This is a genomic window from Inquilinus sp. KBS0705 (assembly GCA_005938025.2).
Taxonomy (GTDB): domain Bacteria; phylum Bacteroidota; class Bacteroidia; order Sphingobacteriales; family Sphingobacteriaceae; genus Mucilaginibacter.
Genome location: VCCI02000001.1, coordinates 391,429 through 403,572, shown reverse-complemented (window position 1 = coordinate 403,572; position 12,144 = coordinate 391,429). Strand labels below are relative to the sequence as shown.

Here is a 12,144-nt window from a genome sequence, read left to right as displayed (position 1 = left end):
GTTATTTAATGGTTTTTGTTTGATTAGACAACGTAATTGCTTTTGAAGTTACATTAAAATAAAAAAAGCCGCCAATGTTTTTTCGGCAGCTTTTACAGGCAGATGGTGATAAGTATAATTATAGGCCGGCTAATTCGATGTTTTTTGCTTTATTACCTATTTGAGTTTTTGTAATGTTTACAGCTGTAAAGTCGTTTTGTGTAACATTAGCAGCTTGTGCATATTGTAAGCTGTATTCGTTTACACTACCTGTTAAGGCTACTTTAGCGTTATCGTTTACAGTAATGTTTGCTTTGTAAGCTTCTAAGTTTAAAACTGCAGTCGAGTTATTATAAAGGTTTACATCCAAATCAATTTTTGATAAGTTACCAAATGATTTTACTTCGGCATTATCATAAGCAGATATAGCGCGCAAATCGGCAGCTGTTACCCAAACCACTAATTTTTGTGCTTTGTATGATGATATACGTAATACACCGTTTTGGCTTTGTACCAAAGCACTTTCAGAATAATACTTGTTGTAAACCTTAACCTGGTCGGCAGTACCGTCAGATACATAAAGCTCAACGTTTCCGTGTATCTCTATTTTATTGATGTGGCTAACGTTGGTTAAAACGGTTACATCTTCGTTAGAATTATTTTCACTTGCGTAAGTGTTTTTGCTGGCAACCACTGCTAAAACTATTAAAGCTACGATGGTTAAAAATTTTGTTTTCATGATATATTATTTTGATTATGAATACTTTATGTTATGTTGTTTTTAAATACATCTATAAGACGACCCACACGTAGAAACGTTACAGCTAAATAGTGTATTTTAGACACAAAGGGGTATTATATCGGTGAACGCAGGAGATCAATCGGTGAATACGGATGTGAGTTAAAAGCCTAAAGCAGTAAGCCAAAAGTTATAAGCTAAAGCGATAGATCGCTATTGGAATAAGTGCAGGTAAAAAAACTAAAAGGAAAAGCAGACATAGTCTATAAACAAAAAAAGCCACCGAGTTTAGCGGTGGCCTTTAGATATATGTTGAACTTTTGCAAAAGTAATGCTTACAGGATAGCTAACTCGGTAGTTGGCTTTGTAATGTTGGTTAAGTTATTGTTTGCTTTTTCGGCAACAAGGTTGGTCTGGTTAACAGTTGCAGACTGGTCGTGATTCAGGCTATAATCGTTAATGGTACCGCTAATGTCGGCCGTTGCACGGTCGTTTACCGTTACGTTTGCTTTGTAGGCATCAACGTTTAATTGCGCCGATGCGGTGTTATAAAGGTTTACATCTAAATCGATCTTAGATAGTTTACCGAATGATTTTACAGATGCATTATCGTAAGCTGATATCGAGCGCAGATCGGCAGCGGTAACCCACACTACTAATTTTTTTGCTGTGTATGATGATATACGCAGTACACCATTTTGGTTTTGCACCAGCGCGCTTTCTGAATAGTACTTGTTGTAAACTTTAACCTGGTCGGTAGTACCGTCAGATACATATAGTTCCACATTACCGCGGATCTCGATTTTGCTGATGTTGCTAACATTAGTTAAAGTAGTGCTTACTTCTTCGTTGTTATTGTTAGTTACTGATGCATATGTTGAACTTACTGTTCCTAATGCTAAAGTGAAGATGGTTGCTATGGTTAAAAATTTCGTTTTCATTTTATTGCTTTTTAATATTTTGATTGTCAATTGCTTAATGTTTTCTTGTTATTAAATACACCAATATGACGCCCTCACTTTAAAAACGTTACAGCCAATAACCGTCAAATAGACGTACACCCTATTAATGTCGGTGAACGGCGAATTATGGTCGGTGAAAACGACGGGGAAAATTGAAACGCAGTAGGTAAATATGCTTGAGTAAGTAGCAAAAGCGATAAAACAACGGTTATTTAAAGATAATAATGTTCGCCATCCGTCTTTATTTTGCCTGCATCCAGCAGTAAACGGATGGTTTCTATCTTCTCTTTTTCGGTACCTTGTTTAAGCGAGCCCATCAATTCGTTAAGGCTGCGGTTGGTGGTGCTTAGCAAGTGCACAATATCGCTGGTAATATCATCAAATATCTCCTCGTGGCGCTTTTGGCGGCGCTCTTCAAGGCAAACATCGCATACGCCGCATCTGGTGGCGTTGGGCTCATCAAAATAAGCCAATAACATTTGGCTACGGCAACGGTGGTGCTGGGCATAGGCAAACACCGCCTCTATTTTTTGGCGATAGGTTTCTTTACGCTGCTCTATATACGCCTTATTAATATATAAGTTATTAGCATGCCTTCGTGCTTTTAACCAGGTAATTTGTGGTTTATCGGTTTGTGGTAAATAGCTAAGCAGGTTAAAATCCTGCAGTTGCTTTAAACCGTCAATTACCTGTTGGGTGTTCATGCCGGTGCGCCTGGCCATATCAAACTCCTTTACCCGCACATAATTTTCAAACGACCCGCCATACGAGCGCAGCAGGGTTTTAATAAATGGATCCCACCCCGGGTTTTGTATCTGAAAGTTGTATAATTCCTCGTTCAGCACCTCAAACCTGAACCGCGATGGTAAAAACACACTCTCGTTAAACGCCAGGTAATCATCCTGCTCTAAAAACTTTAACGCATTAATGGTTTTAATAGCATCCAGTTGAAACCGGCTGCAAAACTCACCCAGGTCAAGGTCAAAGCTCAAGCCCTCGCCTGCATCATAGGCCAATTGGCAATAATTAGCAAGGTGATGATATATCTGCTTTATTTCCTGCACCGAAGGGAAGCTCAGCAGGAACCGTTTTTCTTGCTTTAAGCGGTCGCTGTGGTTATATAGTAATATAGCATACCCCTTTTGCTCGTCGCGGCCGGCACGCCCGGCTTCCTGGTAATAGGCTTCCAGGCTATCGGGGATATCTTTATGTATTACAAAGCGCACATCGGGCTTATCTATACCCATACCAAAGGCGTTGGTAGCTACAATAATGCGGGTTTGGTTATTCTTCCAGGCATTTTGCTTTTCCGATCGCTCGTCGCTGCTTAAACGGGCATTATAGTAATCGGCCTTTATGCCGTTCTGGTTATATAGCTGTGCCACTTCAAAGGTTTCTTTACGGGTGCGCACATATACAATCCCGCTGCCTTTTATGCCCTGTGCAATATCTATTAACTTACGGCTTTTGTCCTCGGTGTTTTGCACCACATAGCTAATGTTACGGCGGGCGAAGCTTTGCTGATAAACTATACCATTATTAAATAGCAACTTATCCTGTATATCATCTCTTACTTCGGCGGTAGCGGTGGCCGTAAGCGCTAATACAGGTACATCAGGGTGCAGTTGGCGCAGATCGGCTATGTGCAGGTATGCCGGCCTAAAATCGTAACCCCATTGCGATATACAATGCGCCTCGTCTACCGCAAAAAGGTTCACGTTCATGTACTTGATACGCTCGCGCACCAAATCAGACAATAAACGCTCGGGCGACAGGTATAAAAACTTCACCGGGCCGTAAACGCAGTTATCTAAAGCGATATCTACCTCGCGCTTGCCCATACCCGACACAATAGACATAGCCTGGATACCTTTTGCCTTCAGGTTTTCTACCTGGTCTTTCATCAAAGCGATAAGGGGCGATACCACTATGCATATCCCCTCTTTTGCCAGCGCAGGCACCTGGAAACATACCGATTTACCGCCACCGGTAGGCAGTAAAGCCAGCGTATCCTTGCCGTCCAATACCGAATTGATGATCTCGGCCTGCATAGGGCGAAAGTCGTCATGGTTCCAATATTGCTTAAGTATTTCGCGTGGCGTCATTTATTATTTACAAACAAAGCCCACTGTTTAGCGGGCTTTATATTATTTACGATGGTTATACTGTTCTTATTTTTTAACATACTCCCTATCGGTAGCACCAACATATATCTGGCGTGGGCGCCCAATAGGTTCTTTGTTGGTTTTCATTTCTTTCCATTGTGCTATCCATCCCGGTAAACGGCCTAAAGCAAATAAAACGGTAAACATATCTGTAGGGAAACCCAGCGCAGTATATATAATACCCGAATAAAAATCAACGTTAGGGTATAGCTTGCGTTCAACAAAGTAAGGGTCGCTTAGGGCAACGCCTTCCAGTTTTTTGGCTATATCCAGTGTTTCGTCTTTAATATTCAGTTTTTCTAATATATCATCGCAGGCCTTTTTAATGATCTTGGCGCGCGGATCGAAATTTTTGTAAACACGGTGACCAAAACCCATCAGGCGGAACGGGTCGTTCTTGTCTTTAGCCTTAGCTATCCATTTATCAACGTCGCCACCATCCTCTTTTATACGTTGCAGCATTTCTACCACGGCCTGGTTTGCGCCGCCATGCAGCGGGCCCCAAAGTGCCGATATACCTGCAGATATTGAAGCATATAAATTAGCATCAGACGAGCCTACGATGCGCACGGTTGATGTTGAGCAGTTTTGCTCGTGATCGGCGTGCAGTATAAGCAGCTTGTTCATGGCGCTTACAACAACCTTATCTATTTCTACATCTTCGGTGCGCTGGCCAAAGGTCATTTGCATAAAGTTGGTTACATAATCCAGCTTATTTTGCGGGTATATAACCGGGTGGCCTAACGATTTTTTGTATATCCACGATACGATGGTGCTCATTTTGGCTATCAATTTAATGATCTCCAAATTCACCTCTTCGGCGCTAAGGCCGGGTTTTAATGATGCAGGGTTAAATGCCGCTAATGCACCAATTAACGATGATAGTTGCCCCATAGGATGCGAGCCTGACGGGAAACCATCAAAAAACTTCTTCATATCCTCGTGCACCAGTGTATGATGGCTTATTTCAACTTCAAAAGCTTCCAACTGTTCGGCAGTTGGCAGTTCGCCATAAATTAAAAGGTAGGCAACTTCAATAAAAGTGGAGTTTTCGGCCAGTTGCTCTATCGAGTAACCGCGGTATTTTAGAATACCTTTTTCGCCATCTAAAAAAGTAATAGCACTTTTTGTGGCACCGGTGTTTTTGTAACCAATATCAAGTGTAACATAGCCGGTTAGGTCGCGTAGCTTCGAAATATCAATCCCCTTCTCACCTTCTGTACCTTCAATAACCGGAAGTTCAAAAGTTTTATCACCAATTTTTAATTGTGCAGTTTCAGACATAGAAAAAATAGTATTTGCAACAAATGTAAATAAATCTGCGTATTAAAAGCCTTTAAGATATATTTACCTTTTGTAAAATTGTTATTAACTAAGATATATTTGCGCATGTTTGTTTGGCGCAAATACTAAAAAAATATAGCCCCCCTTTATGTCGGTTAAAGACAAGAGCTTGTTATTGGTTGAAAATGACATTACAATTTACAGGCTTATACTCCTGGGCTTGTTAATTGCCAGTCCGTCGCTTCACTATTTATGCTATAACAATACTTATGACCCTTTGTGGCTAAGGGGTATTAACTGGTGCTTTTGTCTGGCCGCTTTAAGCTTATCGTTTACAACCTATAAAGCTATTTTTAAGGGTTTTGTATACGCAACCGTATGCTCATATATGGTTATTAATAACGGTTTATTATTAAGTATTAATAATTTTGAGCATACCTATCTTTTTGCATCCATTACAATATTTATTGCGCTTACCTTATTTTGTAAAACACCAAGGCAGTTTGCCGCAATAACCCTGTTAAATATTGCTACGGTAGTAACAGCCTATTACATGGCAAGTTTCCCGGCCATGTCGGTAGTTATGCTGGTAGTGTTACTAATGGTTTTTAAGTTAATTGCCTTTGTGTCTTTTTGGGTAGGCATGAGTTATCAAAAGCAGTTTAAAAAAGCGGTAGAAAAGGTTGTAGCCCTGAATAAAACCCTTTTATTTAATGATGAAATACTACGCGAAAGCCAGCAACAACTGCATGCGCTTATCAGCTCGGTTAACGATACCATTTTTGAAATAGACGAAAACAAGGTTTGCCTTAATGTATGGTTCGGCAATCAATCGCCTGATTATTTAACCCCTGCAAAGTTTATTGGCAAAACCTTAGAAGATGTTGTTGGAGATGAAAAAGCAAAGCCCTTTAACGAGGCTTATGACCATGTAATAACAACTAAGCAAACTGCCGTAGTAGAATTCCCTTCGTTGTTTGACCAACCCACCTGGTTTACCGCCAAAATAACACCTGTATTAGATACTAATGGCAATTATACCAAACGTGTATCTGTTGCCGTAACCGATATTACCGAACAAAAAAAGCGCGCCGATACGCTAAAAGAAAATGAAAAGCTGCTGATGCAGGCACAGGATATTGCTAAAACAGGTAACTGGTGGTACGATAGCGCAACTAAAGAGAACTTTTGGTCGGACAATCTATTTAAGATACTTGAGATTGATACTATACCCGATGGATTAAGCAAACAAGAATATTATATAAGCAGGGTACACCCGGATGACCTTGAAAGTATGGCTGCCTACTTTAAGGCTATTAACACTACTACCCAAACCAGTGTTGAGCATAAATTTATTACCCCTAAGGGGAATATAAAATATCTGAAATTATTGCGCGGCGACCTGCACAGAGATAATGATGGAAATTTAAAACGCGTTGTAGGCATAATACAGGATGTTACTGATAGCAAACTTGCCGAAAAAGCCGTTAAGATAAGCCGTGCCGAGCTATTAGAGGCGCAAACTATAGCCAAAATTGGTAACTGGAAATGGGATGCCAGGCAAAACATCCTCTCCTGGTCAGACGAGGTAAATTCTATTTACGAAGTAGAGGGTATAGATGCCGTTTCGCGCTTTGGCAAACTGCTTTTAAAATACATCCACCCTGATGACAAATACATAGCCCGGCACTTGTTTAACAACAGCAATACCACCGGCACATCATACGAGTACCGCATTATCACTCCAAAAGGCAACATTAAATACATTAGTGTTATTGCGGGGAAGCAAATGTACCGCGAAGATGGTACCGTACGCAAAATAATAGGTACCCTGCAAGATATTACCCAACGCAAGCAAGCCGAAATTGACTATAAACGCACAGAAAACAAGTACCGGCTGGTACTGGAAACCATTAAACTTGCAGCTGTTTCGTTAGATGCTGATGGCAATGTTATTTTTTGTAACAGGTACCTGGCCAATTTGCTTGGCTACACCCAAACCGAAATTTTGGGCATGAACTGGATGGATAACTTTGTTACAGCCGAACACCACGAAATTTTAACAGGCTGGTTTAAACAAAATACCATACACGCCCATTACATTAACCCCATTATTTGCCGCGATGGCGAATTGCGTACTATAAGCTGGCAAAACACGGTTAGCTACGACGAAAACGGGCACATTAAAGAAACCACCAGCATTGGCGAGGATATAACATTACAGCAAAAGGCAAGGCAAGAGCTGATATCAGCAAAGGAACGTGCCGAGCGTTCTTCTCATTTTAAATCGGAATTCTTGTCTATCATGAGTCATGAGATTCGTACCCCTATGAACGCGGTAATAGGCACCACTAATCTGCTATTAGACGAAAACCCCAAGCCCGAGCAACTGGAATACTTGAGCACCCTTAAGTTTAGCGGCGAAAATTTACTGGCTATAATTAATGATATATTAGACTACAATAAGATAGAGGCAGGCAAGCTGCAGTTAGGCCATTCGCCATTTAACATACACCAGCTGGTACAAAACATAAGGCAATCGTTTTATGCTAAAACCCTTGAGAAGAACCTGGATATTGAATTACATATTGACGACACCATTCCCGACTTTTTAATTGGCGACCAAGTGCGCCTCGGCCAGATCATTATTAACCTGGTGAACAATGCTATTAAATTCACCCATAAAGGTAAGGTTAGCATCAGTTTAACTCAGGAAGAGCTTAGCTCCGGCAGTGTAAGCATTAAATTTGCAATAGCCGATACAGGTATTGGCATAGCGGCCGAAAACCTGGCCGTAATTTTTGATCCGTTTATGCAGGAGCCGCATGCTGCTACACATAACTATGGCGGCACAGGCTTGGGCCTTGCTATTACCAAACGCCTTATTGAGTTACATAAAAGTAGTATACATGTAATAAGCGATTTGGGTAAGGGTACAAAGTTTAGCTTTACTATTCACTTTGATACCGCGTTGCCGGTTGTGGCTACACCTGCCGAAAGCAAGCCTGCCGTGGTATTGCCGCTAAACTTACATGGCATGCACATTTTGGTGGTTGACGATAATAAAATGAACTTGCTTATAGCATCAAAGTTTCTTAAAAAGTGGCAGGCTAATGTTGATGAGGCGGTTAACGGGCAAATAGCTGTTGATATGGTGAACAGCAAAGCCTACGATATGATTATAATGGACCTGCAAATGCCTGTGATGGATGGCTTTGAGGCAACCGCTATTATTAAACGCGCGCATCCGCATATACCGGTGATTGCCTTTACTGCTGATGCTATGCCCGAAACCCATAGCAAAGCTTATACAGCCGGCATGTGCGATTATTTGACCAAGCCTTTTGTGCCCGAAGAATTATTTGAAAAGGTATCTAAACACCGCAAAAACATTGTTACCCAAAACCTGCCCGAATAGTTAGTTGGTGCGTATAGCCTCAACCGGGTCAAGCCGCGATGCAAAGTAGGCCGGTACAATACCTGCTATTATGCCTATTACAACAGATATACTTAAACCCATAACTATATTTTTGATGTCAAGCACTATTTGTATGTCTATAGCGGCTTTAACGGCAAATGTTACCAGGTATACCACACCAAGGCCTATCAATCCGCCCATTAAGCATAAAGCGATAGATTCTACAAGGAATTGTAATAATATAAAGTAGTTTTTTGCTCCAAGCGACTTTTGTATACCAATAATGTTTGTACGTTCCTTTACTGATACGAACATGATATTGGCTATACCAAACCCACCAACCAGTACCGAAAACCCACCAATTATTAATCCTGCAAGGTTTACCACGGTAAATAAGGAATCTAACTGATTGGTTAATATAGTTGATTTATTAAGCGAGAAATTATCCTCGGCTCCCGGGCGTATGCTGCGTATCGATCGCATTAGTCCTCGTACTTCGCTCTCCACTTCAACATCCGATAAATTATCTAAGCCACGTACCACTATTTGCGGGTTATACTTTTCATTCTCAATATCAATAACGTTTTTAGCAAAGTTTAAAGGCAACAGTATTTCGTTATCGCTGGTAATCCCCAGCATATCTTTACCCTCTTTGGTGAACACGCCAATAATAGAAACCTTACGGCCCATAATTTTTATTTGCTTGCCCACGGCATTCCCATCCGGAAATAGGTTTGACGCTATATCGGCACCAATAATGGCTACCGGCGCACCCGTGCGCGATTCTATATCCGTAAAGTAACGCCCGTCCTGAAAATCAAAGTTCCATGTTTTATCATGATCGTGCGATACGGCGTCTATCTGGGCGCCATCCACAGTATTACTTTGGTACTTAACCGTGCGGTTATCAATGCTGATTTCATATGATAGGGCCTTAGCCGTTTGGCTGCGGCGCTGTAGCTGGTCAAAATCTCTTATTTTAGGCACCGGGCGTTGCAGGTATTTCCACCACGGGAAGTTATCCTCGCCCACCCATGGCCACTTCTGTATGTATATACTATTACTGCCCAGTTTATTAACGCTTTTTTGCAGGTTGTTACGCAAGGTATCAACCGCCGAAAATACCGCTATAATGGTAAAAATACCAATGGTTACACCTAATAACGAAAGCAGTGTGCGCAGCTTGTTTTGCCTTAACGCATCATATGCAAACAGGAAGCTTTCGCGGATAAGTTTTAGTAATATCATATCAATTATTGATTTGAGCGGGCCTAATAGTGGTTTGGTTTTTGTAATATTTAAAAACCATAACGGTTAGACCACTATTAGCCACTTAAGTTACAGTATTTTTTTATTTAATATAACAGGGCCAAATATGTGCAATACAAAAAAATGCGGGGAAAATAATAAAAAGTCCGTACATTTGCGCCCTGAAAATTCATATATATAAGCATGAAATTATCCCAATTTAAATTCAATTTACCCGAATCATTAATTGCTCATTCACCGTCAGACATACGCGACGAGTCTCGTTTAATGGTTTTACACCGCGACTCGGGTAAAATTGAGCATAAAATATTTAAGGATATACTGGATTATTTTGACGACAAGGATGTAATGATCCTGAACAATACAAAAGTGTTCCCGGCACGCATGTATGGCAATAAAGAAAAAACGGGTGCCACCATTGAAGTGTTTTTGCTGCGCGAATTAAACAAAGAACTACGCCTTTGGGATGTATTGGTTGACCCTGCACGTAAAATACGTGTTGGTAACAAACTATACTTTGGCGATGACGACCTGTTAATTGCCGAAGTGGTAGATAACACTACATCGCGTGGCCGTACCATCCGCTTTTTGTTTGACGGTACCGATGAAGAATTTAGACGTAACGTAGAAATATTAGGCGAAACACCACTGCCAAAATACATTAAACGCAAAGCAACTGCCGAAGATAAAGAACGCTACCAAACCATATTTGCCAAGCACGAAGGCGCTGTTGCAGCCCCTACTGCCGGATTGCACTTTAGCCGCGAGCTAATGAAACGCCTTGAACTAAAAGGCGTTGAATTTGCTGAAGTTACCCTGCACGTTGGTTTAGGCACCTTCCGCCCGGTTGAGGTGGAGGATCTGACCAAGCACAAAATGGATTCGGAGCAATTTATTATCGAAGAAAGACAAGCCAATATTGTAAATAAAGCTATCGAAAGAAAAAGCCGTATTTGCGCCGTTGGTACTACATCTATGCGTGCGGTTGAATCGGCTGTATCTGCCGGTAAAACTTTAAAGGCCGCTAACGATTGGACCAGCAAGTTCATTTTCCCTCCTTATGATTTTAGCATAGCTAACAGCATGGTTACTAACTTCCACACTCCCGAATCGACACTGTTGATGATGGTGAGCGCATTTGGTGGTTACGAGCATGTAATGAACGCATACGAAGTTGCTGTAAAAGAGAAATACCGCTTTTATAGCTACGGCGACGCGATGCTGATCATCTAATTGATTAGAAGTTAGAGATAAGAGGATAGTTTAAACTATCCAACATTATATTAGAGATATGGGTAAAACTCATATCTCTTTTTTATTTTAGATTTGTTTATGATATTACAAATCCAAATGCCCTTTACAAATAAAAATGCCTAACATCCATCCTCCAACCTCTAATCTCTTAAAAACGTACGCCATTATAGTAGCCGGTGGTTCGGGTAGTCGCATGCAGTCGGCATTGCCCAAGCAGTTTATGTTGCTTTGCGGTACGCCGGTGTTAATGCATACGCTATCGGCATTTAAAAACAGCGCTTCATCACCGTATATCATACTGGTGCTGCATGCCTCGTACCACCAGCTTTGGAAGCAGCTTTGCACTGAACACAACTTTACCATAGCCCATACTTTAATATCGGGTGGCGAAACGCGTTTCCATTCTGTAAAAAATGCAATTGACCAGATTACCGATAAAGATGTGCTAATTGCTGTACACGATGCCGTAAGGCCGATGGTTACAGCCACTATTATTGATGAGGCATATCAATGTGCCGCGCAACACGGAAGTGCCGTAGCGGCCGTTAAAAGCCGCGATTCGGTTAGGCAAGTAAGCGAGGATACTTCAGTAAGTCTTAACCGAGAGGGCATATACCTGGTGCAAACCCCGCAAACATTTCAGTCGGCCCTATTAATAAACGCTTATAAACAGCCTTATAACCAACATTTTACTGATGATGCCTCGGTAGTTGAGCAATCGGGCGTTAAAATAACGCTGATAGAGAGCAGCTATAGTAATATTAAAATAACCTTCCCCGATGATATTATTATTGCCGAAGCGCTTATTAACAAAAAAGGCCTTTAGCTTAAGCTAAAGGCCTTTTTGAGTTAAAAATATTTTATCAGGCTCTCCTGATAACACCTAATAACAAGGCGATAATAGCTATCACCAGCAAAACGTGAATGATATTACCAGCATGGTTAAAGAAAAACCCGAATACCCAGGCTATTACCAGGATAACTGCGATGATGTATAGTAAACTTCTCATGATACTGTGTTTTTGTTTGTTAAAGTTTTAGTTGTGTTTCTGATTGTCATACTAAAATCATTCC

Annotated in this window: 9 protein-coding genes; 3 read left to right on the top strand and 6 right to left on the bottom strand. The window is 41.1% G+C overall.

The genetic code is table 11. The annotated features are described in order from the left end of the window. Positions 1-118 precede the first annotated feature (118 nt). The 4 genes from FFF34_001860 to FFF34_001845 form a co-directional block, all read right to left on the bottom strand. Positions 119-718, bottom strand: coding sequence for a hypothetical protein (locus FFF34_001860; protein ID TSD66172.1), 600 nt, complete (start codon positions 716-718; stop codon positions 119-121). 335 nt (positions 719-1,053) lie between these two features. Further along, on the bottom strand, positions 1,054-1,659 hold the full coding sequence (locus FFF34_001855) for a hypothetical protein (protein ID TSD66171.1): 606 nt from the start codon (positions 1,657-1,659) through the stop codon (positions 1,054-1,056). A 233-nt stretch (positions 1,660-1,892) separates the two neighbouring features. Continuing rightward, entirely contained in the window at positions 1,893-3,785 is a 1,893-nt protein-coding gene (locus FFF34_001850; protein TSD66170.1) for a RecQ family ATP-dependent DNA helicase, read from the bottom strand. Positions 3,786-3,851: 66 nt separating this feature from the next. After that, positions 3,852-5,129, bottom strand: coding sequence for a citrate synthase (locus FFF34_001845; protein ID TSD66169.1), 1,278 nt, complete (start codon positions 5,127-5,129; stop codon positions 3,852-3,854). A 148-nt stretch (positions 5,130-5,277) separates the two neighbouring features. Between FFF34_001845 and FFF34_001840 the strand changes: the two genes are divergently transcribed. After that, the gene (locus FFF34_001840; protein TSD66168.1) at positions 5,278-8,547 is read left to right on the top strand and encodes a PAS domain S-box protein; all 3,270 of its coding nucleotides are present in this window, start codon (positions 5,278-5,280) and stop codon (positions 8,545-8,547) included. Here the strand turns inward: FFF34_001840 and FFF34_001835 are convergent, their stop codons facing one another. Further along, complete coding sequence (locus FFF34_001835; protein TSD66167.1) at positions 8,548-9,795, bottom strand: FtsX-like permease family protein; 1,248 nt, start codon at positions 9,793-9,795, stop codon at positions 8,548-8,550. A gap of 204 nt (positions 9,796-9,999) precedes the next feature. Here FFF34_001835 and queA point away from each other — a divergent pair, with 204 nt between their 5' ends. Both queA and FFF34_001825 read left to right on the top strand, forming a co-directional pair. Then, a complete protein-coding gene (gene queA, locus FFF34_001830; GenBank protein TSD66166.1) occupies positions 10,000-11,049 on the top strand; it encodes a tRNA preQ1(34) S-adenosylmethionine ribosyltransferase-isomerase QueA in 1,050 nt (349 codons plus the stop codon). Between the two features lie 136 nt (positions 11,050-11,185). Then, complete coding sequence (locus tag FFF34_001825; GenBank protein ID TSD66165.1) at positions 11,186-11,896, top strand: 2-C-methyl-D-erythritol 4-phosphate cytidylyltransferase; 711 nt, start codon at positions 11,186-11,188, stop codon at positions 11,894-11,896. 37 nt (positions 11,897-11,933) lie between these two features. Here the strand turns inward: FFF34_001825 and FFF34_001820 are convergent, their stop codons facing one another. Continuing rightward, positions 11,934-12,080 carry a lmo0937 family membrane protein gene (locus tag FFF34_001820; protein TSD66164.1) on the bottom strand — a complete coding sequence of 49 codons (147 nt, stop codon included), beginning with the start codon at positions 12,078-12,080 and terminating at the stop codon, positions 11,934-11,936. Positions 12,081-12,144: the final 64 nt, after the last annotated feature.

What these genes read in the sequence shown, in the direction of transcription:
- FFF34_001860 (TSD66172.1), bottom strand. Translation starts at nt 718, where the DNA reads ATGAAAACAAAATTTTTAACCATCGTAGCTTTAATAGTTTTAGCAGTG.
- FFF34_001855 (TSD66171.1), bottom strand. Translation starts at nt 1,659, where the DNA reads ATGAAAACGAAATTTTTAACCATAGCAACCATCTTCACTTTAGCATTA.
- FFF34_001850 (TSD66170.1), bottom strand. Translation starts at nt 3,785, where the DNA reads ATGACGCCACGCGAAATACTTAAGCAATATTGGAACCATGACGACTTT.
- FFF34_001845 (TSD66169.1), bottom strand. Translation starts at nt 5,129, where the DNA reads ATGTCTGAAACTGCACAATTAAAAATTGGTGATAAAACTTTTGAACTT.
- FFF34_001840 (TSD66168.1), top strand. Translation starts at nt 5,278, where the DNA reads ATGTCGGTTAAAGACAAGAGCTTGTTATTGGTTGAAAATGACATTACA.
- FFF34_001835 (TSD66167.1), bottom strand. Translation starts at nt 9,795, where the DNA reads ATGATATTACTAAAACTTATCCGCGAAAGCTTCCTGTTTGCATATGAT.
- queA (TSD66166.1), top strand. Translation starts at nt 10,000, where the DNA reads ATGAAATTATCCCAATTTAAATTCAATTTACCCGAATCATTAATTGCT.
- FFF34_001825 (TSD66165.1), top strand. Translation starts at nt 11,186, where the DNA reads ATGCCTAACATCCATCCTCCAACCTCTAATCTCTTAAAAACGTACGCC.
- FFF34_001820 (TSD66164.1), bottom strand. Translation starts at nt 12,080, where the DNA reads ATGAGAAGTTTACTATACATCATCGCAGTTATCCTGGTAATAGCCTGG.